This window comes from Rathayibacter sp. AY1A4, from assembly GCF_002930955.1.
GTDB lineage: Bacteria > Actinomycetota > Actinomycetes > Actinomycetales > Microbacteriaceae > Rathayibacter.
The window spans coordinates 1-26304 of record NZ_PSTN01000034.1; the positions used below are offsets into that span (position 1 = coordinate 1).

Here is a 26304-nt window from a genome sequence, read left to right on the forward strand (position 1 = left end):
GCCGCCGGGGAGACAGGTCAGCTGCGCATCCTCGACCAGCCCGACCAGGACTACGGCTGCGTCCCACAATCAGCCACCCCCTTCGTAGCGGCACACAACAACGACATCTGCCCGTCACTGAACTCGATGACCGAGGGAAGGCAGTTCACGGCAACCGACTTCGCGAAGACCTACCGCTGCCCGTAGCTGCATACGCGACCGGTGAACGATCCCCTTGCGGGACGCGCGTGGTGGGTGGTGTCCGCCCTACTCTGACGGGTTGGAACTGCGGACCGCGAAGACGCTCGGCATCCTCGCGATGGTGATCGGGACCCCAGTCGCCCTTCTCACACACACGACCGGCTGGGTCCAGTCCGGCTGGGAACCGGCCGCCATCCAGTGCCAGAAGAGCGAGTACCCCGACGAGATCGACCTCTACTCCAGCCGCGTATCGGGCGAGAAGATCCTCTACCCGCTCGGCCTGTCCTGCACCTACGCAGCCAGCGAGACCTCACCAGGCATCACCATCCGTCACTACAGGTGGGACGCCACCGCCCTCTTCACCGCAGCCGCCGCACTCGCTCTCGCGGGAACCGTCGTCGCGCTCAGAGCCGAACGCAAGCAGGAGCTCATCACCGAGTCGAAGGAAGAACGAGCGACGACATAGCGCAGCGCCCCCTCTGCCGGTCAACGATCCCGTAACGGGACGTTCCTGGCCCCAGGAGCAACAGTGACGTCACCCTCGATCTAGCGCCGGTTGCACGACGCTGATGAGAGCCAGCACGATCACCACGGCGGCGGTGACTGTTGCTGCCATGAGTGCTTGGCGAGCGGGCGAGTCGAAAAGCCCCGGCGCTTCGTCCGGCTCTAGGTCAGCGGAGTGAGCGCCCTTGGACGCAGCGGCGCGGATGGAACGGCCCTCCTGTTGCCCTTCGCGCACGCTCCTCTCAGGAGGAAGCTGGTGACGCAAGCTCGGGTAAGCCGTTGCCATGACCATGAGTGGAACGAGGACGACGAGAACGAGTGGTTCGTCCCACAAGTCGGGCCACGTGTTCAGCAACACGATCGCGACGACGACGAGCAGTAGCGCATAGGCGGATGCGTAACGCAACACCCGCGAACTGATGGACACGTGCTCAGTATGACGGCACGGCACGACCACCAGCCGACCCTATTACTGGTTAACAACCGCGGCCGAGAGGAGGGGCGTCAGACAGCAGGTGAGAAGCCTAACGATTCGATGTGGACCTGGCGCGCTCAGGAAGCAGATTCTCGGCGCAAGAGAATCTCCTGCAGGTCATGGATGCTTTGTAAGTCCGGGGCACGCCTCACCGTGTTCATGTAGGTAGCGATTACCGCGAGCGGCGCCGTAATGACGAGCAAGCCGACGGAAATCGGGGTAAGAGCCTGCGTGGAGGGGCCCCCGAAGAAAAGATTGCCCAGCAGCAAGCCTCCCGCGAGACCGGCCGCCAGACCGAAGTCAAAACTGGCCCGCGCTCGTCGACGCACTCGACGGCACACTGCCGTGATCATCTCTTCCAACTCCGCGCTCGATCGGTCATTCAGGTCCACGCGCGGAGAATACCCGCCTGAGACCTAGCGCGCTTGCCACTCGCCAGCCAGATCCTGCCATCGCTGAGCTGACGCCGCACGCGACAGCCCGGCGGGGGGGCGGTGTCGCCCTGCTCTCGGCCGCGACGCACAGCGCGACTGAGATCAACACCCGCCGGCAGCGGCCCATTGAACGATCTCCATAAGGGTCGAGGCGGTGTCGGGTGGGAGACTCTGCGGTAGTTTCACGACCGAGGGTGGTCATGGTGGAAGTGCTCAAGGGCTCGAGCCTGCTCGCGTCGGGTGTTGTGATCGCCGTGATCTGCTCGCTGTTGCAGTTTCAGGCCGGCGTTCGTGCAGATTTGAATCAGACAGGGGGCCAGCTCAGCCCAGTCCTGCTCGTGGGAATTCTGATCGGATTTGTCGTCTCAGCCGTCGGCGCGATTCAGCTGTTCCAGTGCTACGAACGGTGGGTCACCGCTTCCGCTAGCCGCCGTGCGAAGCCTGCGGACCTGGTTCCTCGGCGTAGGTGAGGTAGCACAGCACGACCGCGTGTCCCCCGCCACATGCGCACCGCTGGGTGCCACGTGAGACGCTGGGTGCTACGTGAGACGCTGACTGCTATGGGAATTCTTGCGAGTGTGTTTGGTGCTGGTTCCGATGAAGAGGCGGGCGCGGCGCTGTCGGGATCGGACGGTCTCGTCTGCGACATAGATCCGACCGAACTCTGGGAGCTCGAAGGCATCCTGACCTCGACACCAGCGCTCGAGGTTCCCGCGGCGCAGTACCAGCCGGTTGCGGCGACCGATGACTACGAGAGCTTCGTCATCGCAGTCAGCACCGGCCTGGGTGGCGCGCTAGACGCCGCAGGTGAGACGGGTCGTGCCGCCGCAGCGCGGCAGTGGGAGGATGCGTCGTCCGAGCTCGAGGCATGGTCACCCGAGCAGGTGCACCGCCTCGTCGAGGATCTCGCTTCGACACTCGCCTGAATCGCCGCGGCCGGTCAGCGCCCCTACCTGCGGGTGAGTGTCTGATCTGTGAACTGAGCTGAGTCAAGAAGTTGCTCCGCTGGGACATCAACTAGATGAGGTGGAAGGTGCGGCGTCGGCTCAGCGCCCAGACGAGCGCGCCCGCGAGGAGCACCGCGCAGGTCAGCCCGGCGACGTGCAGGACGAGCGACGGCACGCCGTTCTCGGGGAGCAGGAAGCCGTACGGCACCCACCCGTCGGTCGCTCCGCGGACGAGCACGACGACGACCCAGACGATCGGGTAGGGCAGGACCACCCACAGCCGGCGCCAGGAGAGCGGTCCGCGGTCGGCGACGACTATCCAGTCGAGGAGGACGAGCGCCGGGAGCACCACGTGCAGGACGGCGCTGACCCAGGGCGGAGCCGTCCCGGTACCGGGAACGAGGGTGTTGTAGATCACGGCGACGACGATCGAGTAGGCCGTCGCCGCGCCGCGGACGTAGCTCAGCCACACCGGCGTCGGACGGCGGGCGAGCGCGACCGATCCGGCGACGATGAGCACCGCGCTCGCGAGGAGGCTGGTCTGGTTCGTGAAGTAGCCGAAGTAGTCGAACGGATTCGGGTCGCCGGCCACGATGCTCAGCGCGTAGGTGTGGAGGATCACCGAGACCGCGGCTGCACCGACGGCGATGCGCGCTACACCCACGAATGGGCGGGTCGGTGCCGGGGAACTCATCGGGTCAGCCTAGGAGCCGTTGGGCTTCCTGCTGGCCCGCGACAGACGTTCCCCTTCCCGAACCGTGCTGAGCATTTCAGGCCGAGACGCGACCACGAGGAAAGCGGTGACGTCGCTTAACCTGAGCCGGTGGGGACGTTCTCGAAAGTGCGCAGCACGGTCGCGGTCGCGGCATGCCTGGCGGTCGTGACGGGATGCACGGCGCAGCCTGCACCACCGACTCCGCCACCGGCGACGAACACCGAAGACGGCTCCACCTCTCCACTGACCGGCGACCTAGGCGTAGCGACCTTCACCGGGAACGACGGGACAACCGGCGCCGTCCAGTTGAGCGCGGCGGACGGCCGGCTGGCCCTGACATCCGACGAGCTCGTCATCCCCACCGCGTCTTCCAGTTCCGTCGCGGTCATGGGAGCGCTCGATCCGATCGACGCGGGTACCACCTGTTTCGACGTCGATTTCCCGATGCGTCTCGCGGACGCGGAGTCAGGGAAGCCCTACAAGGCGTGGCGGAACCTCGCAGAGTTCCGCGGCGACCCGACAGCGATCGATCAACTCGTTCTCACGACCCGCCCGCAGGATGACCCCGACTGCTCAACCAAAATCCTTGCCATCGCTGACGTCCAGTGGAACGTGGAGCCGCAGCGCAGCACCCTCGTGGCCCGGGACGCCGGCCCACGTGCAGCAGCGCGTGGCGAGGTGTCGTCCACGGACGGAGTGCTGACGTCGTACGCGGTCGCTCGCAACGACCTCGCAGAGGACGTCGCGGCACGATTCGGCATGACGGCCGACGACCTGTTCTACCTCAACCCGTTCCGCTTCCCTTCCGACGAAATTCTGCGCGTCGGCGAAGAATTGAACCTCACCGTCGCGGCGCGATGACCTCCACGCGGGCCACTCGATACCGGGCCTGACGTTCCGGCTCTTGATCAATCTGGTGGAGCGCGGTGCATGATGTCCCGATGAACGTTGGAGAGCCCCCGCGACCGAGTGCAGCGACGCCCATCGTTCTCGCCTTGGTTTTCGGTGGGCTTGCAGCCGCCGTGGGAGCCGTAGCCTCCATCTACATGTGGGACCCGAGCGAGACGTGCAGGACCCGCGGCGGAGGCAGCCTGACGGGAGAGGGGTTCCTCTGGAACCCGCTGTGCTCGGATGGGTCAACCGTTCAGCCGATATGGATGACGTTGACGACTGCTGCGGCGTTGATCGTGGCTGTGACATGCGTCGTCATCGCGGCCATCCGCCAAGCTGAACGTGACGGACGCGAAACTGCGTCGCCCGACGTTCTGCACGACTACTCGCGCCAGACCCTGCCGGAAGACAACGGTCTCCGCAAGCTTGGCGACGAATGGTGACAGACGGTGACTCTCAGGGGTTCTATCGTCTCGCCGTAGCAATGCGGCGTGCATCGGTCTACTGATCGGCGTTCGGGTGACCGCTCAACGATCCTCTTACGGAACACGGCCACGCTCTATTTCCGAGGCTCGGCTACCGACGTCGAAACGCTCCATACAGCGCGCCGGTGATGATCAGAACACCGATCCCAACGAGGACCCAGGTACGAGGATCCTCATGGACGCTGGTGCAGACGCCCGACGAGTTCACGTACTCCGCGCAGCTCCCCGACCGGTCACCGGCAAGAAGGACCACCGCGACTAGAGCGACGAACGCAACCGCGAGCCACCACCACCGCACGCGACGCCGAACCAGTGCACCCATGACGAGACTGTACGACGGCAGCGCTTCGTCGAGGGGGCGGCCAGGTCTCGATCGTTGATCGATGTGATTGCCCGCCGCTCCCCCTCTCAGCGGGGCCGACCGCCCCGATGCCAGCAGGCCAGAGGAGCGTCCGAGTGCCCCCGGAGCGAGAGCGACCCGCTCAACCATCCCCATACGGAACGCTGTGCTCGGAACGTCTGGCCTTGCTCGCGCAACGCCGTGCAGAGGATCATCTCGAAGGTGGCAGATGATTGGTACCGCGATCCCGGATGGGATGCCACGGACCGTGACGAGTTCGAACGACGCCTCAGCCGAGCCCGACCGCACAACCGTCAGCAGTACCTCAAAATCAAAGCCATAGCTCTTCGCGACGCAGGCCTGATCGACGCTGCTCGATCCCTGCTCACCCGAGCAGTGAACTACTCCGAGCACAGTTGGGCCGCTGAGCGCGCGCATAGTCGCGAGCTACTCGGAAACATCGCTGTGCAGACCGGCGATGCCGAGGAGGCGTTGCACCAGTACCGGACGGCAATAGAGGAAAGCCCGACCTTGAACGGAACATCGGGCTCGATACCCATCGCCGCCGCCGAGGTGCTGCTCACCCGGAGGGGACCAGGAGACGTCGAGGAGGCCATCGCCCACCTCGACTCGTGGCCGGCTAAGGTCGGCTTCCAACTCTCGTCCGAGATTTTCCGGTGGCATCTAGCGCGCATCAGCGCGGCCACGATCAAGCGCGACGTCGACGCCGTACGAGAGTCTGCACGCGCTGCTCTGCAACTGGTCGAGGCCCCACCTCAATTCCGGTTCCACCCGACCGTCGGCCTCGTTCACACGGACCGCAAGACGCTGCGCCAGCTGCGTCGCTGGGCGAGGTGAACCCAAGCCACCTGCTCCAGCAGCAGAGGATGCTCTCAGCATCTCTCTAAGCCATCCCCATACGGGACGGCACAGAACGGTTGCAGCCGTCCGGCGTGCGGTGCTCCCGGCAGAAGAGGATCATCCGTGTCATGCCAGCATTCACAGGGCGGCCCTGGGTGTTCGATGCACTCGGGCCGAGCTCCGACCTCGACACCGCGATCGAGTCGGCAGAGGACGACGGCGGCCTCGTCCGTCTCGACGCGCGGGCGATGCGCACGGCCGACGAACTCTGGGACGTCTACGGCCGTCACTTCTCGTTCCCCACCACAGTGGAGAACTGGCCGGCCTTTCACGAGTACATTCGCGACCTGTCCTGGTTCCAGGCCTTCTCCTACTTGACCGTCATCGAGCACGCCGCGTTCATCCTCGCCGATGAGCCGCTGGAACGAGCGACCTTCCGTCGGCTGCTGAGCTCCGCCGGGCAAGCGTGGGAGAACAGCCCCGTGAAAGAGTTCCGCTTCAACTCAGTGTTCCTGTTCGATGTGAGCCCATCGACCGAATGACGCGAGGTGGGATCCAGTCGCTCGAGGGACCGCGACACGCTTCCGCAGGGGCGTCCATCCCCGTGGGTTTTCTTCGCGACAGCCGACCTGATCGGTGGGAAGAATCTGGGGAGGGATCCGCTCGGCGGTACTGTCCGCGCATGAGAGATGTCGACCAGCCCTTCGCCTTCGCGAAGATCGAGTGGCTCTCGCCCGAGGCCGGCGGACGCCGTAACGGGCCCCGGGGGCGTCTATGCCGTGAACTGCTTCGCGGTACACCTGAAGCCACGACACATCGGTCGCAGCGAACACTTTAGTGTGATCATGCAACGCGTCAAGCCCGACTCGGCCGAGCAATGGAAGCTCGACTTTTTATCCCACAAGATCGCCGCGAGGAATGTGAAAACTGGAGGGATGCTCGCTATTGCCGAAGGAGGGAGGCTCGTTGCGGTCGCTGAGATCCTCTCCCTTGTGGCGCCATCGGCTCGCAGTCGCATCCCCCGCTAGGCGCTCGGGGGGGCTTGGAAGTCCCGGTGAAGCATCGGCTATCGAGACTGAAACTCCTACCGCCTTGGTACGGGACTGGTTCCCCCGCATCGACCGCGACGCCTGCTGACATGATCGTGGTCATGCCCTCAATTCGTTCGGCAAAGTTTCAGGCAGAGTCGTCGGTGGACGCTGTGCTCCTGCGGGCACTCGCCGGGCACGAGTCGAAATCGGTGCGCATCGCTGTTGCCGAGAACGCCGCTGCGGATGACCTGACGATCGGGCGTCTCCTCGCTGATGACGTCGACGCCGTGCGCCTCGCCGCTGCCACCAGCCTTCGTGAACGCCCGCAACTCCACGAGATCGCGGCGAAATCAACGGACAAGTGGGTCCGTGCGATCCTTGCCCACCTGTACGCGGACGACGACCAAAGGTCGCTCGCCCTTGCGGTACAGAGAACACTCGCGGCGGATCCCTTCGGGGAGACTCGTGGCCGGACGGCTCAGACCACCGACGACTTGGAGATCTTCGAGTCGCTTCTCACCGACCCGTCACCGGTTGTCCGCGGCATGTGTGCGCGCAACCCCCGCATCTCCCTGACACAGATGGAGCGTCTCATCACCGACCGTGATCGCGCCGTCCGCGCCGGAGCCGCAGAGGGCGGACTCCAGTACCCCAATGACGAGCAGTTGCTCCGGCTGGCGCGCGACCGGTCGGTCGAGGTGCGCTGGGCAGTACTATTCCGCGCCGACCGACCCAGACGAGCAATCGAACTCATCGCAGAGGACAGCGACGAGATGAACCGACACCACGCGCGGATCGCCCTCCACGACGAGCGCGACATCATCGCGCCAGCGGTGACGCACCGTGCACGCGCAGAACGTCGACGGGCACAGCTTGGTCGCTCATTCGGTGAGTGAACGGCGGGGGGTGAAGCGCGCCTTGTACGGCACGCGGTCTCGTTAGCCGATCCCCACACGGGACACTGGCGCGCACAAAGGCCGCGTCGACGTCCTCGAGACCCGGGGCGGCGCCGCGACCTTGCGCGTCGCCCCACCGCTTGCGGTCGTCACTGAGGTGTGAAGCCCTACACAGCGAAGCGCCGGCACGGCTCACGGCTAGGTTGGTCCATCTGGATGCGACGAATGTCAGTGGCGGTCACAGTGCTCGTGGTCCTAGCGGTAGCAGCGCTGATCAGCGCCTGGAGCATCCTGTGGGAGAGCACGATCTCGTCAGCGCGGTGCACAGTGACTCCGGAGAGACCGCTGGACCATCCTCAAACGGGACGCCCCTTGGAATGCTCCTGATGTGCTGCCAACCACTGTCGTCCGGTCGAGCTATTGTGCGATTTGCTCTGCCCTGGGTGGTAGATCGTCCGGCGTCAGAGCGGTCGTCCGATCGGCAGCGATGACGTAGCGGAACTGCGACACGGCCTCGAAACCGTTGAAGCCAGGCCGGAAGACCACGTCATCGTGCATAAGGAGCGCCCAGTAGCCCTCTCGGTTGACCATGACCAACACGTCGCCCGGAGCAGTCACCTCGACTCGGTTGGACATCGGCAAGGTGGCGAGGTCGACGAACGCCTCCGCCTGATCTGCGTCCGCAGCGATCAGTCCGATGCTGCCGATGTGATCGTTGTAATGGCGCACGCGCTTTTCTCCGTCCGGTCGGGGACGGCCGCCGGATAGGTAGTCCAACTGGAGCTCGAAGCGGGCCTCGTCGCTTCCGATGGCGAAGTGGCCGGAGTTCTCGTTGAGGTTCACCTCGATCGCTGCACGGGTCCGCCCGTCGTGCCAACGAGCGGGATCGTTTCGGATTGCAGTCCTGGCCTGAGCTTCGGTTGCACCGACGAACGGGTTGCGTCCCAGCGCGGGAGCAACCTCGATCGGGACTCCGTGCAGGTCTCGGAGCAGCCGCTCGTATGCGTACTCGTGCTCGTCTCGGAAGTCGATCCACTGTCTGCCGTCCAGGTATGCAGGCGGGACAGGCTTCCCCGCCACTGTCCCGGAGTCTGGGACCACAGGAATGACTCGATTGCCTCCCAAGTCGCGGTAGACGGTCGGGGAGACGATGGTCGTCTCCGTGCCAACACCAGAAGGCTGTTCGCCGCGATTGTCGGCCTTCGGGCCGTAATCATCCGAGAGCACGACTAGAACGCGGGCCGACGGAGCGCGGTACCGCTCCATGAACAAGTTCAGGTCGTGCCCGAGACGCACATCCCAGCGGTCGAGATGAACGTCAACTCCATTGGCACGCAATCGCCGAGCTAGGTCCGCGACCCAGGCGATGTGCTCTTCGGATGCCCAGGAATATGAGACGAAGGCAACCGGCGGATCGGGCTGCTCAGAAGCTGGCGAGGTGTCCATGTCTCAGTGTGGCCGCCCGCGAGACGAAGCCGAGCATGAACGCGCCAAAGTGTCATCACCGACGTCCGGAGCAGGATCCCATTACGGGACGTCAGATCGCGCTCGTCCGCCTTGCTCGCCGGAGCTTCGATGCGAAAGCGACTGCGGCCGTCAGCGCACCCGCGGCGACACCCCAAGCGAACCCGAGGGCGACCGTGCCTCGGCTTGGGTCGGCCCAGTTCTCAAATTCAGGCCGACTGGCGAAGTCAATCTCGTTGAGCCGAGTCGCGACAGACGGCGCGATCACCGCGACCAGCATGAATACCACGACCACGGCCGCACCCCACAGCAGTAGGCATCGACGCGACACACGCGCTTTCCCCTGACTCCTCACACGCTGAGCCTACGAACAACTAACGAGCCATCGCCAGAGCGACAAATAGCCGCTCCCCGTACGCACCGGCAATACGGCTTCGCCAGTACCTGCGCTGGCGCGCATCCAGCTCGGGCGGCCGCTGGCGAAAGGGCACTCAAAGGACAGCGCGGCGCCGAACGGTGACCCCTCCGCACCCGTCCGCCGACCAAGCCGCGGAGGATGGGTGACCGCATGCTCCGCACCCGCCGGTCAAGGCCGAGCGGCAGGCGCAGCCTCTCCAAGACTGCTCCACACCACCGGGACATCCCGCATGACCAGTACGTGGTCGAACGAAGCGGAGCCGGTGGGGAGCGCGTCGAAGAAGCTCGATTGGACACGCGTCGTGCGAGCCGCTTCCACGCGCCAGGCGTGGGTGTCCAGCCGAAGCGGCTCGAGCCGCCCCGCTCGCGTCGGCGACCAGCCGACAGCGTCCTTCCGGAAGAAATCGGACGCCGCGGACAGGTCGGCGAACAGTGAGCTCGTGAACGTCTCGGGCGGGACAACGTGGGCGTCGACAGCGACACGAAGATCGGCGGCGTCGACGGTCACACTCAGGTCGTCGTCCGATTCGACGGATCTCACCCGAGCGCGTTCATGGACGCCCGGGAACACCCGCCCACCCGCGACTTGGGCGAGACGCGAAGCGCTGTGCCGGCGCGGGATGAACACTCCGGTCCGGATCCCGTCGGGCACGTCCCACTCGACAGCCACTCGATGGGCCGCACTCTCGCTCCGGTGGCCGATCCTCGGTGCGACCCACATCGGCCGGAAATTTCCCAGCCGGATCAGGCAGACGCCCGCCACCGCGCTCCCGTCGACGATCTGCGGACGGAGCCCCTCGGGCAGCAGAGACTCAGTCACGACGGGGTCCACCCGGAAGTTGACGAGAAGACGCCGCTCGATCGTCGCGGCCATGCGAGGAATGGTGATGCCCACCCCCGAATCTTAGGACCGCCCTCGTCCACCTGCTGAAGCACCCCTGTGGAATTGGGCGGTCCTCCTCCGCCTCTCGCTCGCCACGGGGACGAGAACGATGCGGCCGAAGACCGAGTCGTAGGGTTCCGGTCATGGAGCAGTCTTCATCCCCCGACCGCGACCCGGACCCGTTTCGGGCTCAGCTGGACGCGCGATGGAACGCGTATCTCGCCACTCACACGCAGGCCGCCGACCACGGAGAGTGGATGAACGAGGCGATGGGTGACTACCGAGACGAGATCGTGCACTTCGGTGGGCAGCTCCTCAACGACGTCGCGATCAGGGGGTGGAACCACGAGTCCGCGCAGCGCGCACATGACAAGTACGTCACTGAGGCGGAGCGTTACGACCGTGATCCTGCGGCGTGGGAAGCGGCGTTTTGGCTCCGTGTTCGGGCCGGGTCCAACGACAGCTGAGCCGGACGCCCTCTCCCAAGCCGGAAGAGCTTGATGAGCGACCGCTGAACCATCCCCTACCGGACACCCGCTGGACCATCCTCCGATGAAATACCCGTGCGCCCTCTTCGGCACTGCTCTGGTAGGCGCCGAACTACAGCTAGGGAGAGACTTGAGGCATGTGGTTAGAGGGAATCGCGCTTGAGTGGCGGTTGCGCGAGCTGGACACCCCTGGGCCCGGCGATGAGCCGGTTGACTTCGACGGTCAGCGACTGGCGGCAAAGGTGGACGCCCTCGTCGCACTGCTCGATGAGAGCTTTCCCAGTGCTGTAACGGCGGATCGTCCCTGGGAATGGCAGGACTCCGCTACCTTCACGCACGTCACGGTCGACGGTGCAGCAAACCGCACTTCGGCGAACCTCGTCATCTGCATCAGCCGACACGGGGACCTTTGCTTCATTGCCCTCGAAGCCCAGGAAGCGTATACACGCGAGGAGTTCGATGCGCTGGTCGAACCAGAGGACTTGTCACCGATACGGGCAGCCCTCGACACCGTGAACTTCACAGTCACTGCCGAAGAAACGCTCTGGGCCCGATACGACGGACCGCGCGTGATGAGCAACTCGAGCTGGATCGAACGCTGCTTCGGGTATCCGATTTGAGCGCGCCCGGCGAGCAGGTCCGCGCGCCGAAGCTGCGCTGACCGGTACCCCATCCCCTACTAAGACGCTGCCTGCTCTCCCGCAACTGCGCGGCGAGCGGCGTCCGCTTGATGGCGATACAGGGAGGCACGACTCCAGCCGACGGTACGCGACGCCTCGCAGTGCGCCCACGCGCTCGCGCGTCCGCGACGATCGCGAGCTTGTCCGTAACTACCGCAGGATCCGGTAGGGGACGGCCGAAGCGCGTTCCGCTCGCACATGCGGCCGCAATGCCAGCGTTGACGCGTTCGACGATGAGCTCCCGCTCGTATTCCGCGGGCGTGGCGAGCATGTTCAGCATCAGCCGACCCGTCGACGTCGAGTCGACATCCGCACGGTGCCGCAGCTTCTTGACGACAATGCCGACTAGATCGGGCGCTCCGTCTCGGAGGTTGCAGAGAGGCTTCGGCGGCCTCGACATTCCCTGTGTACCCGGTGGATGCGAGGTGTCCGGTTCCTCCAATCTCGTTATGGGCTCTGCTTGAGTGGCAGCGTGGAAGGTGTTCAAGGGAAGCAAGAAGAGACGAAGGAGTACATCATGCGCACCAGCACGAGCAACGAATTCGAAACCAGCTCGGCCGACCACCAGAACCACCAGGGACGAAGCCTCCGTCGCCCTCGCCTGGCCGCGGGCATGCTCGCAGCGTCGCTCACTATCGCGGCACCGTTCATCGGATCGGCGCCCGCGTTCGCGGACACCACCACTCAGACGACCACCACCGTCGCCGACTCCGGTCGGGCAACCGGAGTCACGGAGGCCGGCAATAGCGGCGCCACCGGTCAGTGCACCTGGGGTGCGAAGGAGAAGTTCTTCGAAGCGACTGGACTGCGTCCCGCGATCTACGGCAACGCCCTCGACTGGGACACCAGCGCCGCAGCGAACGGCTGGTCCACGGTCCTCGATGCTCAGGCCCGCAGCATCGTTGTCTTCGAGCCCGGCGTGCAAGGCGCAGACTCCACCTACGGCCACGTTGCCTGGGTCGACTCTGTCGAGCAGCGGTCCGACGGTCTCTACATCAACATCACCGAGATGAACGGCGCAGCTGGACCCGGCAACTTCAACGCCCGGACTGTGCAGGACGTCGTGGGCATGTCCTACATCCTCGCGCCGTAAGACGACCCAAGAGGCGCTGCTGGGCGCCGATCACAACGAAGGCGGGCTGCCCTTCGGGGTTGCCCGCCTTCGTCCTGTGCCGTTGCCGTCGGCGCACAGGGAGACGGCCGTAGTGGGTTAATACTCGGCGACCTAGGCGATGTTCACCATGGTTGCCAGTGCTCAGCTCGCTTCGGCGCCGAGTTCCCATTCCGTCTTGTAAGCGCCCCGCCGGAAAAACGGCGTCGGTAGGCTTCGGGCAGGTGACGCTTGATCACCCCGAACGGGAGAACGACATGAACGCCGTGATCTACCGCATTCGCTCCATCGCCGCATCGCTCCGCGCGAAGTTCACCACAGCGCCTACGGCGCTGCCAAAGGATCCGTTCGGAGAGCCGCCACACGAGGCTCACGACCCGCACTCGTACCAGGAGGAATCGTGGAAGGCACCTGCGCCCTCCACGACCAACTTTCACTAAAGCAGCGCTCCCCAGGGAACGTGAGGGGATCGCCCCTCAAAGGCGGCCTCGGATACCGGCCTACCGAGCTCTTCATCGGCGACGGCGCGATCGCGCGCCACGGCGCTGACCCGGACGTCATCACGTCCTTCACCCCTCGGCATGCGGTACTCGTGAAGGAGCTGTACCCAGCAGGTCCTCGGGAGTGACGCATAATCGGCGGGTGGCAGCGGAAGAGTGGTTCTCGAACGAGGAGTCGCCGGTGATGAGCGTCTTCCTCGGCGCGTTCGTGGCGCGTCTGAGGCTACGCGCGGCCGAGTGGGACACGGACGTACGACCGGCCGACACCACCTTCGACGCCTCACTCGATGAGGTCTGGTGCGGGATCCAGGTTCCCGGCTTGTCCGGGGACTTCACCGCTCTATGGCTGGAATGCGCGGAGGACGACCACGGCATGCCCAAGCTGGAGGGGTCGTGGGGTATACGCGATCTCGTCGCTGACGACTACGGCAGCGACCCGATCCGCGACCTCACCGTGCGCGGCGCCCCGATTACGCCGGAGACGCTGGCTGATCTTGCCGCCCAGTGGTGTGAACGCCACCTCCGGATGGACATCAGCCGCGAAGAGTGGAAGCACCGTCGCTGGACCCGCCACGACGACTTCGGCCGCGTGCCCCACGCGCGGCGACGTGGCATCCCGCTGCGCACGGTACTCGAGCGATCGAACGGTCACGCGACGGGCCTTCACCTGAAAACTCACAAGCCCGCCTGACGACCTGGAAGACGCCCGCGGCCTCCACGACGATCCGATTCCAGGAAGATCGCGCTCCCGATGAGGTGAAGAAAACCTTGAATCGCGCCGCGCAGCGGCTCCCGCCGGCGGTGCTCCGGCGCCGCTGCTCGAGCGGAGCTCGCGCCCCCGAACGGGGAGACGGGTGAGGCTTTGACCGTCTGCGCGACCGCAGTTCCGTCCGGCGCGAGAAAGCGGCCCGTGACACTCTGTGCACATGATGATGTGGCGTGAGACGGCGTCAGCCGAAGCGCAAGAGGATCTCGACGGCCTGCTCGATCTGACGATGACCCGCGCCGTTGAGGCTCTCGGAAAGCGCGGTGAGCTCGGCCCGTTCTCCGCCTCGATCGACACCGACGGGCGCAGCGTTCTGAGCATGGTGGGGCCGGAGCCGGGTCGCGGGAACAACTCGTCCCAGGCGGACCTCGACGAGCTCCGGCGTGCGAGCAGAGAGAACCGGCAGTCGTTACGGGCGGTCGCGTACGTCAGCGTGGTCACGATCAGCGGGAGCGATAATGCCATCCGAGTCGAGTCGGAACATCGGGAGGGCATCGCGCTGGTGGTCCTGGTTCCCTACACCCGGCTTCGTCTTCGCAAGCAACTGAAACTCGGCGAGATGCGCCTGCAGGCCGGCGTAGTCGACATCTGGGCGCCGGAGGTCTGACTTCCTCGCGACCGATGACCACGCATGACCGCGTGTCCCACGAGGAACGCGATGCCGAGCGTGAGCCAGGCCAGCAACCAGGCGAGCAAAGGACCTGCCGCGTAGCGGCTCCCGCCGGCGGTGCTCCGTCACCGCTGCGCGTGCGGAGCTCGCGTCCCGCCTCCGGCGGAACACGGGGGAGCGCGAGGGGATCGCCCCTCGTGGCCGGCCCGAAGGCCGGCCCCTCCCCCGCGCTACTCGGCGGGCGTCAGGAACGCAATCAACGCGGCGGCCTCGGCGGTGCCGTCGTCGTAGACAGGCATCCCGCCGGGTCCACACTCCCCCGGCAGTCCGAGCGTGTTGCGGGTGTGCGTGAGAATCTCCACGTCGGTCGCGGTGGCGTTCTCCGGGTCCTCGTCGCGGCTGGTCGCGAGGATGAGGGCGAGCTGGTCGGCGCTCGCGCGGCCGGTGTCGGTGCGGGTCATGGTGTGGTCCTCTCAGCGGTTCAGGAACGGGGCGACGCGGCAGATCGCTGCGCGGCGGGCGCGGGCGACGCAGTGGCGGAACGAGCCGCTGGTGATGCCGTGCAGCTGGTCGGAGTGCCACGCCTCCCAGACCCCGGACTTGCGGCGGGTGACGTGTACCGAGGGCGTCGTCGTGGGGTCGGTGCCCACGACGCGGACGTCGACCGCGCGGGTGCCTCCGAGCGTGAGGTAGGTCTTCGTGGTGGTCTGCAAGTCGGTGGTGGTCTGCATGGTGTGGGTGCTCCCTCTGGCTGATCGTTTTTCTTTGCCTCTCCGGCGGGGAAAACCGTTCGAGTGGAGGCGGCGGAGTGACACCGATCACGGGCGAAATAAGCCCGCAGGGCGCGTCCGGGATCGGTGGCACGCAGCCGGTGGAGCGAAATAGGTTGAAACCGCGGAGAGGTGAAGAAAACGGGTGGAACGGGCCGCATCGCGGCCTCCCATTGGCGGCGCTCCGTCGCCGCTGCGCGAGTGCAGCTCGCGCCCCGGAACGGGACACCGGGGAGCGTGAGGGGGTCGCCCCTCACGGGCGGGCAGCGCCGGCCCTCCCGCTTGATTACTTGGCTGGCAGGCGGCGCTGGCGGCTACGGTGGGCGGATGAACCGCCTTACGGCAGCTGCGATCGCGATCGCGGTGCTCACTGTTGCCAGCGGTTGTTCGGCGGTTGCACCTGAACCCGCGTCGAGAGCGCCGAATGGCGATCCGATCGTCGCCGCTCGGAGCCTCCCTGATGCTGGCGGCGTCGTCGCCGGTAGCGACGCCGGTTCGAGCTGCGGCGAATACGTTCTTGAACAAGGAAGTGACCTGCCCAGCACGGCTCGAGCATGCCTCGCGACCGCCGCTATCGCGGGAGACGAGGCGGAACTGGCGTGGAGCACACCGACCACCGAAGGCGACCCAATTGTCTCATTCGCGTTCGTCGGAGGCTCGATCGACGGCGTCGACGTGTACACGACGACAGCGTTCGATCGCCACAACGGTCTTGAAGAGCCCACGGGCGTGGGCGCCAGCTGGTCACTCCTGCACTGCGCCGATCCGGCAGATCTGCACGGTTCGGGCGACTGCGAACGCTACGTCGAGGGATGAATCCTGAGCCGGGCAACTCGGAGACTGGGCCGCATCGCGGCCTTGGATGTGCGAAACGGAGACTGCAGGCAATAGCCTCGAAGTCCGGTATTAACAGACCGACAGATTTCCGAATCTCTACTTCCGGGCCGCCAGCAATCAGTCAGGTGGACGAGCCGGTCGTCAGCCCAGCCCCCTACGCGCACCAGTCGCGCGAGCGACCGTTGACGCTGCGCGCGGTGTCGCCGGTGCCGAGGTCGACGAGCACGGTCGAGGTCGCGCTGAAGCCCGGCTCGCCCGGGTAGTCGTCCGGCCGGCCCTCGACCGAGACGGTCTCGACGGCGAGGTACTGCCCGTTCGGCGAGAGGCAGACGCCGCGGATGCGCCCCGTCGGCGAGGTGCGGAACACCTCCGAGGTGCCGGACGCGTCGACGCGGACGACGGAGTACTGGGTCGCGCCCGTCTCCGGTGCGTACTCGGCCTCGAGCTCGACGTAGCTCCCGGAGTCGAGGAGCAGGATCTGCACGGGCGACGCGGTCGCGCTCACATCCGCCGGCGGGAGGGCGAGCGTCTCGACCGAGCCGTCGGCCAGGTCGATCAGCGAGCCCGACTCCGGATCGGCGACCACGAGCCGGTTCGCGCCGGGCACGAATCCGCGCAGCTCCGCGTGCTGCCCGAGCGGGCTGATCGAGCCGGGCGTCAGCAGGTCGAGCAGGAGCACCGTGTCGTCGAGCGAGTGGGTGACGACCGAGGTGGTGCCGGGCACGAACATCCAGTCGCGCGCCCGCAGCGGCCCGCCGTCTATCCCGAGCACGGGGACCGCCTCGGCCTTCTGGTCGGTGAGGTCGTAGGAGTAGAGGGCGCGGTCGAGCGGGCCCGACGGCGCCTGCCCGGTGAAGGTCCAGCCGAGCACGCCCTTCTCGGGCGAGGAGTGCAGCTCGCGCACGGTCCCGGGGCCGGGGAGCGGGATCACGCCCTCGGAGCCGGTGTCGAGCGTGACCGTGCGGAGGAGGTTCGTGTCGTCCGGCTCGATGGTCACGACGACCAGCACCGGGCCGACGACGGCGTAGTCCTGGATCCGGTCGGCCGTGACGAGGACCCGGGCGTCGCCTCCGGAGAGCGGGCGGACGCGGACGGCGTCGGGCTGCGAGGGGTCGTCGGCCATGCGGTCGAGGGTGAACAGGTCGGGGTCCTTCGTGGTGAAGGAGGCGGAGACGTCGGCGGCCGAGCCGGTCGCGGCGCTGCGGGCGTCGTCGATCCCGATCTCGTAGCGGGTGGCGTAGCGGAGGGTGTCGGTGAAGGTGACGGTGAGCACGCCGCCGTCGAGCTCGGCGGTGTGCGGGGCGTCCGGAGCGACGCGGACGCGGTCGAGCGCATCCGGCTCGAGCGCCTGGTCGAGGTGCAGGCGGGCTCGGGAGCCGTCGCGCTCGACCACGCCGTCGGTACTGACCTCGAGGGACGCGACCCGGGGCCCCTTCGCGACGGTGGCGGCGGTCAGGCCTCCGACCGCGAGAACGAGCACCGCGACGACCGCCCAGAAGAGCCGCGGAAAGCGGGAGGCGCCTGCAGGGCGGAGGCCGGGAGCGAGCCGCGCGCCGCCTTCGGCCCGTCGCCCGCTCTGCGCCGACGTGCGGCGCTCCGGAGACGCGCCGTCCTCGAGAGACGCGCCGTCCTCCGGAGACGCGCCGCGCTCAGGATTCGCGTCGCGCTCAGTAGACATACGGCATCGCCGGCTCGTCGATCGGAGTGAGCGCCTCCGGCTCCAGCACGACCGCCTCGGCGCTGGTGACGCTCGGGTTCGCGCCGAAACCGCCGCTCGCCTCCAGCCACTGCCCCTCCGACCAGGTGTCGGCCCAGCCGGCCTGGTAGACCGGCACGCCCACCGGCTGCGCGTCCACCGCGCAGCAGGTGACGACGAAGCGGGCGATGTAGAAGACGTTCTCGGGGTCGGAGGCGTCGGGGGTCACGAATCCGCTCACCGTCGCCGTGCGGCCGGCGAGGAACTGCTCGCTCGCGCCCTGACGCAGCAGGGTCGCCCAGTCACGCACGCTGAAGGAGGCCGTGTCGCCGGTGGGCGCCGCGGCGGTCACGGAGGCGTCGACGGCGCTCGTGTTGACCTCGCGCTGCGTCGCGGTCGAGGCGGTGAGGGCGGCCGGCGGGAGCACGAGCAGGGCGACGGCGGCGGAGGCGATCACCGCGACTCCGGCCGCGACCGCGACCACCCGGCGCCAGGGGCGGGCGGGCGCGGGGGCGTGGAGGTGCTCGACGTCGTCCTCGTGCTCGTGCTCGTCCTCCTCCGCTCGCGGCACCACCGCGAAGGCCGCGATCAGCAGCACGCCGGCGATCACCGCGAGCACCACCGAGAACTCGAAGTAGCGGGGGTGGATGTAGAGGCCGAGCCGGCCGGTCGCCGCGAGCCACAGGGTCGAGACGACGCCGATCAGGCTGAGGACGACGCCCTTCCAGCGGGCGAGGAGGCGCTCAGAGCGCATAGTTCACCGCCAGTCCCAGCACGGCCGCGGCGAGGGCGACCAGCACGGTGACGCGCACCAGCGTCGCGGCCGAGAACGTGGTGCGGAGCAGCGCGAGCATCTTGACGTCGATCATCGGGCCGAAGACGAGGAACGCGATGATGCCTCCCGGCAGGAACGTGGAGCCGAACGAGAGCACGAAGAACGCGTCCACGTTCGAGCAGATCGAGATGACGAACGCGAGGACCATCAGCGCCAGCACCGACCAGAGCGGGTCGCCGCCGAGCGTGGTCAGCACGTCGCGCGAGACGCCGACCTGGATCAGCCCCGCGATGGCGGCGCCGACGAACAGCGCCGGCATCATCGCCCCGGTCTCCTCGGCGAACAGCAGCACGCTGCGCCGGGAGCGGTCGCGGAGGGAGCGGGAGGGCCGCTCGCCCGCCTCGCAGGCCGCGCGGAAGCGGTCGGTGAGCAGGCTCATCGGCTCGGAGTGGCGGCTGAAGATCCAGCCGACGAGGTTCGCGATCGCGAAGCCGCCGACGATGCGCCAGACGAGGATCCCGTCGGCCCAGCCGAAGGCCTGGTAGGTCGTGACGATGGTGATCGGATTCACGATCGGCGCGGCGAGGAGGAACGTCATCGACTCCGACACCGAGAGGCCCTTGACGATCAGCCCGCGCGCGAGCGGCACGTTGCCGCACTCGCAGACCGGGAGGAGCACGCCGAGCAGCGAGATCACGAGGCGCCGCGGGAGCGCCCGCTTGGGCAGGATCCTCAGCAGCACGGCCTCGGGCACCCACAGCTGCACCGCGATCGAGAGGACGATGCCGAGGAAGACGAACGGCAGCGACTCGATGACGACGCTGATCGAGAGGGTGAGGAAGTCGCGCACCGCGTCCGAGAGGGCGTCGCCCGCCGCGTCCGGGGCGAGCAGGCGCGTCGCCACGAGGACGGCGACCAGGGCGAGCCCGAGGAGCGGCCCGCGCCGCGACCGCCGGGCGCCCGGGGACGCGCGGGTCGGGGCGGCGAGCGCGGATTCGGGGGACATCCCGACCCATCGTAGGCGGGGGCCCTGCGCGGGCCGGCGCGGGGCGCGGCTGCGACGTACCCGGCGAGTGTGAGCCCGGCCCCGCGAGGTCCGGCCGACCGCGAGTGTCCGATGGTCGTCGCACTCGCGCTCGAGTGCGACGACTTCTGGACACTCGGTGCGAGGGCGGGCGCCGAGGGTCGCGGGAGGCGGGCGCGGCACTCGCGCAGCGGCCCTCCAGGTGCAGGATGAGCGCATGCCCGCCTCCCCCGCGCACCCCCTCCGCGTGCGGATGCAGCCGCGCGCGATCGACGAGGCGCACCGCGTCTCGAGTCCGCTCGAGCTGCTCGTCGACCTGACCTTCGTCGTCGCGATCGCGCAGATCGCCCAGCAGCTCGCCCACGCCACCGAGGAGGGGCACCTCGCCGAAGGGCTCCTCCCCTTCGGCATGGTGTTCTTCGCGATCTGGTGGGCATGGATGAACTTCACCTGGTTCGCCTCCGGGTACGACACCGACGACGTGCCCTACCGGCTGCTGACCCTCGCCCAGAAGGGCGGCGTCCTGGTGCTCGCGGCGGGAGTGCCGGCCGGCTTCGAGGAGGGCGACTACCGGGCGATCACCATCGGCTACGCGATCATGCGGTTCGCGCTGGTGAGCCAGTGGATCCGCGTCGCCGTGTCCACTCCGGAGCACCGCACCTCCGCCGTGCGCAACGCCGTCGGCTTCTCGATCGTGCAGGTCGGCTGGCTGCTGCGGCTGCTCCTGCCCGAGGAGGTCGGGGTGGTGAGCTTCCTGCTCCTGGTCGTCTGCGAGCTGGCCGTGCCCCTCTGGGCGCAGCGGGCGGGCGACGCGAACTGGCATCCGCACCACGTCGCCGAGCGGTACGGGCTGTTCACGATCATCCTGCTCGGCGAGGGCGTCCTCGCGGCGGTGATGGGCGTGCAGCGGGCGGTGACGGAGGCGGGCGTCAGCACCTCGCTCGTGCTGGTCGCGGCCTGCGGGCTGGTGATCGTGTTCGCGCTTTGGTGGCTGTCGTTCTCGCATCCCTCCGGCGAGCTGCTGGAGCGGCGGCGCGGCCTCTCCTACCGCTGGGGCTACGCGCACTTCGCGGCGTTCGCGGCCCTCGCGGCGCTGGGATCCGGGCTGGAGGCGGCCGTCGCTGCGACCGCGGGCCACCTCGAGGCGTCCGACACGGTGATCGGCGCGGCCGTCGCGGTGCCGGTCGCGGTCTTCGTCCTGACCCTGTGGGCGGTGCACGCGCCGCTCGGCGAGCACCAGCCGATGCCCGCGCGCCTGGCGCTCCCTGGTGTCGCGCTGGCGCTCGCGACTCCGCTCGTGGCGGGGACGCTCGGCGTGGGCGGGGTGCTGGTCGCGCTGGCCGCGGTGTCGGCGGGGCTGGTCGCCGCGATGGTGGGGCGCGGGCGCACCGCGGAGTGACGGGGTCGGCGGGCGAGGCGCGTCGCCGTCGCGAGAGGCGCGTTGTGGGGGCGGAGGAGCGGACCGCGCCTCGAGACACAGCGCTCGTCGACGAGTCGCCGTCCTGGCGGCGGCGTCCCGGCGGGGGGCGGAACGCTCGACGACCGCGTCGCGGCAGCGGCTACCCCCGGCGCGGCAGCGGCTCCGGGCGGCGGGGCACCCAGCAGCGGACGCGCGAGCGGTAGCGCTCGAAGTCGGCGCCGAAGCGGGCGGCGAGGTCCGCCTCCTCCAGCGGGCGCACGGCCCGGTTCCAGACGACGGCGCCGAGGAGCGCGTACAGCACGACCAGCCACGACGAGAGCAGCAGCCCGACCGCCGCTCCCTGCACGATGCCGGCGACCGCCATCGGGTTGCGGACCCAGCGGTAGGGGCCGGCGATCACCAGCCGGTTGGTCATCGCGATCGGCAGCGGCGTGCCGTCGCCGAGGAGCGACATCGTGAGCCCCGACCAGATCCCGAGCGCGCTCGCCGCGATCAGCAGCAGGACGCCGACGCTGACGACCGCGGGCGGCGCCGCTCCGAGGCCCACGCCCCAGCGCGACTCTAGCCCAGCGATCACCAGCGGGATGACGACCAGCGCGCCTCCCCAGAACACCACGATCTGCCCCAGGGTCGCGGCGAGGTGCGAACCGGGCCGGCGGCCGGCGGTCGCGACGCGGAAGGTGAAGGGACCGGAGGCGATCCAGCGCGTGGGCACCCGGCCGAGCAGGAGCAGGCACGCCGCGACGACGGAGCCGCCCGCCGCGGCGAGCATCGCGACGACGCCCCAGCCCGCCTCCCCCGTCAGGGTGGCCCAGACGGCCAGGGCGACCGCGACGAGGAGCGTCCAGGCCGTCGCGGTGACGGCCGCCCAGCGGATCCCGGCCGCGGCCAGAGCGGAGGCGCCGCCGAACAGCGGGAGGTCGAGAGCCGCGACAGGGACGGGATCGAGGCTGCCGAGCGTCGCGGTCCGCACGGCGGGGACGAGCGCCACGGCGACCCACCAGGCCGCTCCGCCGAGCGCCTGCACGGCGAAGTAGAGGCGTCCCCAGGGCATGGCTGCACGGTACTTCATAGCTGAACCCAAGGAACGATCCAGGGCGTTGACGGGCTCGGCGCCCTAGGCTCGGAACCAGTTCCCGCCGCCTCCACGAGAAGCGGCCCACCACGACGCCAAGGACGACGCCGATGAACCGCACGACCGTGATCACCGCACTCGCCTGCGGGCTCCTCCTCACCGCCGCCGCAGCCACTCCCGCTGTGGCCGCGACCTCGGACACCGCCGGGGACTCCACCCGCTCCGTCGACGAGTTCGGCGTTCTCGCCGCGACCGACGGCGACACGCTGCTGATCAACGGGCGCGCCTTCCTCCTCGAGTAGGCCCTCCCCGCCGCGCGCGGTCGCGAGGACGCCACTCGCGACGCCGGCCTCCTGACCCGCCGCTGCGTCGACGTCGACGCCGCCGCGGCCGTATTCCTGGTGGCCGTCATCGAGGCCGCCGCCCCCGACCGCCGAATCCCGCGCCCCGATGGCCGGCGGGCGAAGCCGCGCCGCGGGCGACCCCGGATCGTCATCCACCCCCACTAGGGTGACGCTACTCATGCCCGGTCCTCCGGCCGTGGACCGGATCCGACAGGGATCCCGCGAGGGGTGCCGCCCGGCAGTCGTCTCGCCCGTTCGCGGACCGCCCTCCCAGGGAAGGCTCCGCCTCCCCGCGGCTGGAGTCAGCATGGAGTCCCCCTTCCCCCTCGCGCACCGGCGATCCGGCACCACCGTAGGACTGCTGTCGACCTTCCCGCCCACGCGGTGCGGGCTCGCGACCTTCACCGAGGCCCTCGGCGGAGCACTGGCCGACGACCACGGCGCCGGCATCCGCACCGTCCGCGTGATGGACGAGCTCGCCGTGCCCGGATCGACACCCGGCACGAGCGTCGTGGCCGAGCTCGTCGCGGGCGACCCGGCGAGCACCGCGCGCGCGGCCGCCGAGCTCGACTCCTGCGACGTCGCGATCATCCAGCACGAGTACGGCATCTACGGCGGACCCGACGGCGACGAGGTGATCGCGCTGATGGAGCGGCTCGCCGTGCCCGTGATCGTGGTCCTGCACACGGTGCTGGAGACGCCGACCCCCTCGCAGCGCCTCGTGCTGGAGCGGGTCGCCTCCCTCGCCGACGCGGTCGTGGTGATGACGGCCGTCGCGGCCGAGATCCTCGAGCGCCGGTACGACGTGGACGCCTCGCGCGTCGTCGTCATCGCGCACGGCGTCCCCGTCTGGAACGCGGCCGCCCGCCCCGCCGCCGCCGCGGATCCGCAGATCATCACCTGGGGCCTGATCGGCCCGGGCAAGGGCATCGAGTGGGGGATCCGCGCAATGGCCGACCTGCGCGACGCCGGCGTCTCCGCCCATTACACCGTCTACGGGCAGACGCACCCCAAGGTCGTCGCGCACGCCGGCGAGGCCTACCGGGAGTCGCTGGCCGACCTGATCGCCGAGCTGCGGCTCGAGGACCGGGTCGTGCTCGACGGCCGCTACCTCGATCCCTCCCAGCTCGCGGCGGCGGTCGCCGAGGCCGACGCCGTCCTGCTGCCCTACGACTCCCGCAACCAGGTCACCTCGGGCGTGCTCGTGGAGGCGCTGGCCGCCGGACGACGGATCGTCGCGACGGAGTTACCCCACGCTCTCGAGCTGCTCGGGAACGGCCGCGGCCGCACGGTCGCGCACGAGGACCCCGCCGCGATGGCCGCTGCGCTGCGCGAGGTGCTCGCCGGCTCCGCCCCCGCAGCCGCTCCGGCCGCCCTCTCCTGGCCCGCGGCCGCCGGCCTCTACCTCGATCTCGTCGAGCGCCTCCGCATCGAGCACGCGGCGTGACCGCGGGGCCCGCCCTCGCGACGGCACTCCCCTACGAGCACCTCGACGCCCTCACCGACGAGCGCGGGCTGCACGAGCACGCGCTGCTCGACGCGCCCCGTCCCGAGCACGGCTACTGCGTCGACGACGTCTCGCGCGCCCTGATCGTGGTGGCGCAGGAGCCGGAGCAGACGTTCCGGACCCGACGCCTCACGGAGCAGTACCTCCGCTTCCTCGAGGCGGCCGCCGAGCCGGACGGCACCGTGCACAACCGGCTGTCGCCCGACGGCGAGTGGGCCGACGCCTCCTCGCTCGGCGACTGGTGGGGCCGCAGCGTCTGGGCGGCCGGGGTGGTGGCCGCGCACGCCGAGCTGCCGCTGACCCGCCGCAGCGCGATGCGGCTCTTCCTCCACCTCGCGGAGGAGCGCTCGCCGGACCTGCGCGCCATGACGTTCGCGGTGCTCGGCGCGGTCGAGGTCGTCGCCGTCCGCCCGCACTCGCTGGTCGCGGTCCAGCTGCTGCACGACGCCGCGCCGATGCTCCTCTCCTGCACGGATCAGGCCTGGCCCTGGCCGGAGGCGCGCCTGCGCTACGCCAACGGCTGCGTCCCCGAGGCGCTCCTGGCGGCCGGCGAGGCGCTGCAGGATCCGCCGCTGCTCGCGCGCGGGTTCGCCGCTCTCGCCTTCCTGCTGGGCCTCGAATCGCGCGACGGCCGCCTCTCGGTGACGGGCGTGGCCGGCCGCGGGCCCGACGAGCTCGGAGTGCTCTTCGACCAGCAGCCGATCGAGGTCGCCGCCATCGCCGCCGCGTGCGCCCGCGCCCTGACGCTCGACGAGGATCCGCTCTGGCGCGAGGGCCTCGCCTCCTGCTGGGCCTGGTTCCACGGGGTCAACGACTCCGCGACCGTGATGGTCGATCCGCTCTCCGGCGCCGGGTACGACGGGCTGGAGCCTCAGGGGCGCAACGAGAACCGGGGCGCGGAGTCGACGATCGCCGCCCTGCACACCTCGCTCGTGGTGCGACGGGCCGGCCTGCAGCCGACGCGGCCGAGCGTCCCGGCGGCCCCCGCGGCCGTCGCCGCCCGATGACCGCAGGACCCGGGGACCCGGCGGCCGGGCTGCGGATCGCGATGCTCGCGCCGATCGCGTGGCGCACGCCGCCGCGCCACTACGGGCCGTGGGAGCAGGTCGCGAGCCTCCTGACCGAGGGGCTGGTCCGCCGCGGAGTCGACGTGACGCTCTTCGCGACCGGCGACTCCGTGACGACGGCCGCGCTCGAGTCGGTCGCTCCGACGGGCTACGCCGAGTCGGGCCGCGACGGCCGCGTCTGGGAGGCGCTGCACATCGCGGCGGCCCTCGACCGCGCCGGCGAGTTCGACCTGGTGCACAACCACCTCGACTGGCTGCCGCTCGCCCTCGCGGCGCAGTGGCCCGTGCCACTCGTGACGACGGTGCACGGCTTCTCGGGGCCCGAGATCCTGCCCGCCTACCGCGAGGCGCTGCGGCACCCGCGCACCGCGCACCTGGTGTCGATCTCGGACAGCGACCGCTCCCCCGAGCTCGACTACGCGGCGACGGTGCACCACGGGATCGACGTGGACGGCTTCCCCGCCGGATCCGGAGGCGAGGACCTCGTGATCCTCGGCCGGATCCACCCCGACAAGGGCATGGCGGAGGCGGTCCGGATCGCCGCCGCGGCCGGACGCCGACTCCTCATCTGCGGCATCGTGCAGGACGAGCGCTACTGGCGCGAGGAGGTCGAGCCGCTCGTCGACGGGACGCGCGTCGTCTACCGCGGCTCGGTCGGGCCGGAGGAGCGCGCCCTCGTGCTCGGCGGAGCGCTCGCGCTCCTGCATCCGATCGGCTTCGACGAGCCGTTCGGCCTCTCCGTCGTCGAGGCGATGGCGTGCGGGACGCCGGTGATCGCGTACCGCCGCGGATCCATGGCCGAGATCATCGACGAGGGCGTCACCGGGTACGCGGTGTCGTCACGGGAGGAGGCGGTCGCCGCGGTCGAGCGGGTCGGACTCCTCGACCGCGCGGCCGTGCGGGCGACCGCGCGCCGCCGCTTCGCCGTGGACCGGATGGTCGACGAGTACCTCGCGGTGTACGCGGGAGTGCTCGGGCGCTGAGGCCGGTGTCACGTCGGCATCGGATGCTCGCGTGACTCCCAGCCCTCTGCACCGAGTCGCCCGGGAAGGCTCGTTCTCGACGCGGAGAACGAGCCTTCCCGGGCGACTCGGTGCAGAGGGCTGGGAGT

At 69.0% G+C, this 26304-nt stretch carries 31 protein-coding genes and 1 pseudogene; 20 read left to right on the top strand and 12 right to left on the bottom strand.

The features are described from left to right. On the top strand, positions 1 to 186 hold a 186-nt coding region (locus tag C5B92_RS17425), incomplete at its 5' end, for a hypothetical protein (RefSeq protein ID WP_181028851.1). Between the two features lie 73 nt (positions 187 to 259). Next, complete coding sequence (locus C5B92_RS15250) at positions 260 to 646, top strand: hypothetical protein (RefSeq protein ID WP_146079354.1); 387 nt, start codon at positions 260 to 262, stop codon at positions 644 to 646. 69 nt (positions 647 to 715) lie between these two features. Here the strand turns inward: C5B92_RS15250 and C5B92_RS15255 are convergent, their stop codons facing one another. Next, on the bottom strand, positions 716 to 1111 hold the full coding sequence (locus C5B92_RS15255) for a hypothetical protein (protein WP_104256621.1): 396 nt from the start codon (positions 1109 to 1111) through the stop codon (positions 716 to 718). A gap of 125 nt (positions 1112 to 1236) precedes the next feature. Next, on the bottom strand, positions 1237 to 1551 hold the full coding sequence (locus tag C5B92_RS17025) for a hypothetical protein (RefSeq protein WP_146076581.1): 315 nt from the start codon (positions 1549 to 1551) through the stop codon (positions 1237 to 1239). A gap of 242 nt (positions 1552 to 1793) precedes the next feature. On the opposite strand from C5B92_RS17025, the gene C5B92_RS15265 reads away from it, so the two are divergent. Together C5B92_RS15265 and C5B92_RS15270 are read left to right on the top strand one after the other, a co-directional pair. Next, positions 1794 to 2063, top strand: a complete 270-nt coding sequence (locus tag C5B92_RS15265) for a hypothetical protein (RefSeq protein ID WP_104248173.1) — start codon at positions 1794 to 1796, stop codon at positions 2061 to 2063. A gap of 90 nt (positions 2064 to 2153) precedes the next feature. Next, complete coding sequence (locus C5B92_RS15270; protein ID WP_104256622.1) at positions 2154 to 2519, top strand: hypothetical protein; 366 nt, start codon at positions 2154 to 2156, stop codon at positions 2517 to 2519. Positions 2520 to 2610: 91 nt separating this feature from the next. Here C5B92_RS15270 and C5B92_RS15275 read toward each other — a convergent pair whose 3' ends face one another. Next, entirely contained in the window at positions 2611 to 3204 is a 594-nt protein-coding gene (locus tag C5B92_RS15275; protein ID WP_258061566.1) for a Pr6Pr family membrane protein, read from the bottom strand. A gap of 159 nt (positions 3205 to 3363) precedes the next feature. Here C5B92_RS15275 and C5B92_RS15280 point away from each other — a divergent pair, with 159 nt between their 5' ends. From C5B92_RS15280 to C5B92_RS15300, 5 genes are all read left to right on the top strand, one after another. Then, positions 3364 to 4116 (top strand): hypothetical protein, encoded by a 753-nt coding sequence (locus tag C5B92_RS15280; protein ID WP_104256624.1) that lies wholly within the window; start codon positions 3364 to 3366, stop codon positions 4114 to 4116. Between the two features lie 296 nt (positions 4117 to 4412). Beyond that, entirely contained in the window at positions 4413 to 4589 is a 177-nt protein-coding gene (locus C5B92_RS17430; protein ID WP_181028852.1) for a hypothetical protein, read from the top strand. A gap of 604 nt (positions 4590 to 5193) precedes the next feature. After that, positions 5194 to 5829: a hypothetical protein gene (locus C5B92_RS17030; protein ID WP_146079355.1), complete on the top strand. Its 636-nt coding sequence runs from the start codon at positions 5194 to 5196 to the stop codon at positions 5827 to 5829. 131 nt (positions 5830 to 5960) lie between these two features. Continuing rightward, positions 5961 to 6374, top strand: a complete 414-nt coding sequence (locus C5B92_RS15295; protein WP_104256627.1) for a barstar family protein — start codon at positions 5961 to 5963, stop codon at positions 6372 to 6374. 608 nt (positions 6375 to 6982) lie between these two features. Beyond that, on the top strand, positions 6983 to 7759 hold the full coding sequence (locus tag C5B92_RS15300; protein WP_181028853.1) for a hypothetical protein: 777 nt from the start codon (positions 6983 to 6985) through the stop codon (positions 7757 to 7759). Positions 7760 to 8176: 417 nt separating this feature from the next. Here the strand turns inward: C5B92_RS15300 and C5B92_RS15305 are convergent, their stop codons facing one another. Further along, complete coding sequence (locus C5B92_RS15305; protein ID WP_104256629.1) at positions 8177 to 9205, bottom strand: toll/interleukin-1 receptor domain-containing protein; 1029 nt, start codon at positions 9203 to 9205, stop codon at positions 8177 to 8179. A gap of 604 nt (positions 9206 to 9809) precedes the next feature. Continuing rightward, complete coding sequence (locus C5B92_RS15310; RefSeq protein WP_219814278.1) at positions 9810 to 10514, bottom strand: DUF2071 domain-containing protein; 705 nt, start codon at positions 10512 to 10514, stop codon at positions 9810 to 9812. A gap of 152 nt (positions 10515 to 10666) precedes the next feature. On the opposite strand from C5B92_RS15310, the gene C5B92_RS15315 reads away from it, so the two are divergent. Continuing rightward, a complete protein-coding gene (locus C5B92_RS15315) occupies positions 10667 to 10990 on the top strand; it encodes a hypothetical protein (protein WP_104256630.1) in 324 nt (107 codons plus the stop codon). Between the two features lie 158 nt (positions 10991 to 11148). After that, positions 11149 to 11631, top strand: a complete 483-nt coding sequence (locus tag C5B92_RS15320; protein ID WP_104256631.1) for a hypothetical protein — start codon at positions 11149 to 11151, stop codon at positions 11629 to 11631. Positions 11632 to 11690: 59 nt separating this feature from the next. On the opposite strand, the pseudogene C5B92_RS15325 reads toward C5B92_RS15320, so the two are convergent. Continuing rightward, a pseudogene (locus tag C5B92_RS15325) lies at positions 11691 to 11995 on the bottom strand (recombinase family protein); the annotation flags it as partial. 213 nt (positions 11996 to 12208) lie between these two features. Between C5B92_RS15325 and C5B92_RS15330 the strand changes: the two are divergent. From C5B92_RS15330 to C5B92_RS15340, 3 genes are all read left to right on the top strand, one after another. Further along, positions 12209 to 12784: a CHAP domain-containing protein gene (locus tag C5B92_RS15330; RefSeq protein ID WP_219814279.1), complete on the top strand. Its 576-nt coding sequence runs from the start codon at positions 12209 to 12211 to the stop codon at positions 12782 to 12784. A gap of 660 nt (positions 12785 to 13444) precedes the next feature. Further along, complete coding sequence (locus C5B92_RS15335; RefSeq protein ID WP_146079356.1) at positions 13445 to 13993, top strand: hypothetical protein; 549 nt, start codon at positions 13445 to 13447, stop codon at positions 13991 to 13993. Between the two features lie 235 nt (positions 13994 to 14228). Further along, a complete protein-coding gene (locus C5B92_RS15340; RefSeq protein WP_104256633.1) occupies positions 14229 to 14675 on the top strand; it encodes a hypothetical protein in 447 nt (148 codons plus the stop codon). 233 nt (positions 14676 to 14908) lie between these two features. Here C5B92_RS15340 and C5B92_RS15345 read toward each other — a convergent pair whose 3' ends face one another. Together C5B92_RS15345 and C5B92_RS15350 are read right to left on the bottom strand one after the other, a co-directional pair. After that, a complete protein-coding gene (locus C5B92_RS15345) occupies positions 14909 to 15139 on the bottom strand; it encodes a hypothetical protein (RefSeq protein WP_104256634.1) in 231 nt (76 codons plus the stop codon). Between the two features lie 12 nt (positions 15140 to 15151). Further along, entirely contained in the window at positions 15152 to 15409 is a 258-nt protein-coding gene (locus C5B92_RS15350) for a hypothetical protein (protein ID WP_104256635.1), read from the bottom strand. Positions 15410 to 15775: 366 nt separating this feature from the next. Here C5B92_RS15350 and C5B92_RS17035 point away from each other — a divergent pair, with 366 nt between their 5' ends. After that, positions 15776 to 16264 carry a hypothetical protein gene (locus tag C5B92_RS17035; protein WP_146079357.1) on the top strand — a complete coding sequence of 163 codons (489 nt, stop codon included), beginning with the start codon at positions 15776 to 15778 and terminating at the stop codon, positions 16262 to 16264. A 175-nt stretch (positions 16265 to 16439) separates the two neighbouring features. On the opposite strand, the gene C5B92_RS15355 is transcribed toward C5B92_RS17035, so the two are convergent. From C5B92_RS15355 to C5B92_RS15365, 3 genes are all read right to left on the bottom strand, one after another. Further along, positions 16440 to 17765, bottom strand: a complete 1326-nt coding sequence (locus C5B92_RS15355) for a hypothetical protein (RefSeq protein ID WP_104326949.1) — start codon at positions 17763 to 17765, stop codon at positions 16440 to 16442. Positions 17766 to 17952: 187 nt separating this feature from the next. After that, complete coding sequence (locus C5B92_RS15360) at positions 17953 to 18735, bottom strand: TIGR03943 family putative permease subunit (RefSeq protein ID WP_104256364.1); 783 nt, start codon at positions 18733 to 18735, stop codon at positions 17953 to 17955. Then, positions 18725 to 19762: a permease gene (locus tag C5B92_RS15365; RefSeq protein WP_104223382.1), complete on the bottom strand. Its 1038-nt coding sequence runs from the start codon at positions 19760 to 19762 to the stop codon at positions 18725 to 18727. The genes C5B92_RS15360 and C5B92_RS15365 overlap by 11 nt, the downstream gene beginning before the upstream one ends. A gap of 235 nt (positions 19763 to 19997) precedes the next feature. Between C5B92_RS15365 and C5B92_RS15370 the strand changes: the two genes are divergently transcribed. Then, positions 19998 to 21179, top strand: a complete 1182-nt coding sequence (locus C5B92_RS15370; RefSeq protein WP_219814248.1) for a low temperature requirement protein A — start codon at positions 19998 to 20000, stop codon at positions 21177 to 21179. 160 nt (positions 21180 to 21339) lie between these two features. Here the strand turns inward: C5B92_RS15370 and C5B92_RS15375 are convergent, their stop codons facing one another. Beyond that, on the bottom strand, positions 21340 to 22254 hold the full coding sequence (locus tag C5B92_RS15375) for an isoprenylcysteine carboxylmethyltransferase family protein (RefSeq protein WP_104256382.1): 915 nt from the start codon (positions 22252 to 22254) through the stop codon (positions 21340 to 21342). Between the two features lie 131 nt (positions 22255 to 22385). Here C5B92_RS15375 and C5B92_RS15380 point away from each other — a divergent pair, with 131 nt between their 5' ends. The 4 genes from C5B92_RS15380 (at position 22386) to C5B92_RS15395 (ending at position 26176) form a co-directional block, all read left to right on the top strand. Continuing rightward, positions 22386 to 22577 (top strand): hypothetical protein, encoded by a 192-nt coding sequence (locus C5B92_RS15380; RefSeq protein ID WP_104223384.1) that lies wholly within the window; start codon positions 22386 to 22388, stop codon positions 22575 to 22577. A 349-nt stretch (positions 22578 to 22926) separates the two neighbouring features. Continuing rightward, a complete protein-coding gene (locus C5B92_RS15385) occupies positions 22927 to 24066 on the top strand; it encodes a glycosyltransferase (protein ID WP_104256365.1) in 1140 nt (379 codons plus the stop codon). Continuing rightward, positions 24063 to 25133 carry a glycosyltransferase gene (locus tag C5B92_RS15390; RefSeq protein WP_181028854.1) on the top strand — a complete coding sequence of 357 codons (1071 nt, stop codon included), beginning with the start codon at positions 24063 to 24065 and terminating at the stop codon, positions 25131 to 25133. The genes C5B92_RS15385 and C5B92_RS15390 overlap by 4 nt, the downstream gene beginning before the upstream one ends. Further along, entirely contained in the window at positions 25130 to 26176 is a 1047-nt protein-coding gene (locus C5B92_RS15395) for a glycosyltransferase family 4 protein (protein ID WP_258061569.1), read from the top strand. The genes C5B92_RS15390 and C5B92_RS15395 overlap by 4 nt, the downstream gene beginning before the upstream one ends. The last annotated feature ends 128 nt before the right edge of the window (positions 26177 to 26304 follow it).

Coding starts and splice junctions, on each gene's coding strand:
- C5B92_RS15265 (WP_104248173.1), top strand. CDS start 1,794: ATGGTGGAAGTGCTCAAGGGCTCGAGCCTGCTCGCGTCGGGTGTTGTG.
- C5B92_RS15270 (WP_104256622.1), top strand. CDS start 2,154: ATGGGAATTCTTGCGAGTGTGTTTGGTGCTGGTTCCGATGAAGAGGCG.
- C5B92_RS17430 (WP_181028852.1), top strand. CDS start 4,413: ATGACGTTGACGACTGCTGCGGCGTTGATCGTGGCTGTGACATGCGTC.
- C5B92_RS15295 (WP_104256627.1), top strand. CDS start 5,961: ATGCCAGCATTCACAGGGCGGCCCTGGGTGTTCGATGCACTCGGGCCG.
- C5B92_RS15300 (WP_181028853.1), top strand. CDS start 6,983: ATGCCCTCAATTCGTTCGGCAAAGTTTCAGGCAGAGTCGTCGGTGGAC.
- C5B92_RS15305 (WP_104256629.1), bottom strand. CDS start 9,205: ATGGACACCTCGCCAGCTTCTGAGCAGCCCGATCCGCCGGTTGCCTTC.
- C5B92_RS15310 (WP_219814278.1), bottom strand. CDS start 10,514: ATGGCCGCGACGATCGAGCGGCGTCTTCTCGTCAACTTCCGGGTGGAC.
- C5B92_RS15315 (WP_104256630.1), top strand. CDS start 10,667: ATGGAGCAGTCTTCATCCCCCGACCGCGACCCGGACCCGTTTCGGGCT.
- C5B92_RS15320 (WP_104256631.1), top strand. CDS start 11,149: ATGTGGTTAGAGGGAATCGCGCTTGAGTGGCGGTTGCGCGAGCTGGAC.
- C5B92_RS15330 (WP_219814279.1), top strand. CDS start 12,209: ATGCGCACCAGCACGAGCAACGAATTCGAAACCAGCTCGGCCGACCAC.
- C5B92_RS15340 (WP_104256633.1), top strand. CDS start 14,229: ATGATGATGTGGCGTGAGACGGCGTCAGCCGAAGCGCAAGAGGATCTC.
- C5B92_RS15345 (WP_104256634.1), bottom strand. CDS start 15,139: ATGACCCGCACCGACACCGGCCGCGCGAGCGCCGACCAGCTCGCCCTC.
- C5B92_RS15350 (WP_104256635.1), bottom strand. CDS start 15,409: ATGCAGACCACCACCGACTTGCAGACCACCACGAAGACCTACCTCACG.
- C5B92_RS17035 (WP_146079357.1), top strand. CDS start 15,776: ATGAACCGCCTTACGGCAGCTGCGATCGCGATCGCGGTGCTCACTGTT.
- C5B92_RS15360 (WP_104256364.1), bottom strand. CDS start 18,735: ATGCGCTCTGAGCGCCTCCTCGCCCGCTGGAAGGGCGTCGTCCTCAGC.
- C5B92_RS15365 (WP_104223382.1), bottom strand. CDS start 19,762: ATGTCCCCCGAATCCGCGCTCGCCGCCCCGACCCGCGCGTCCCCGGGC.
- C5B92_RS15370 (WP_219814248.1), top strand. CDS start 19,998: ATGCCCGCCTCCCCCGCGCACCCCCTCCGCGTGCGGATGCAGCCGCGC.
- C5B92_RS15375 (WP_104256382.1), bottom strand. CDS start 22,254: ATGCCCTGGGGACGCCTCTACTTCGCCGTGCAGGCGCTCGGCGGAGCG.
- C5B92_RS15380 (WP_104223384.1), top strand. CDS start 22,386: ATGAACCGCACGACCGTGATCACCGCACTCGCCTGCGGGCTCCTCCTC.
- C5B92_RS15385 (WP_104256365.1), top strand. CDS start 22,927: ATGGAGTCCCCCTTCCCCCTCGCGCACCGGCGATCCGGCACCACCGTA.
- C5B92_RS15395 (WP_258061569.1), top strand. CDS start 25,130: ATGACCGCAGGACCCGGGGACCCGGCGGCCGGGCTGCGGATCGCGATG.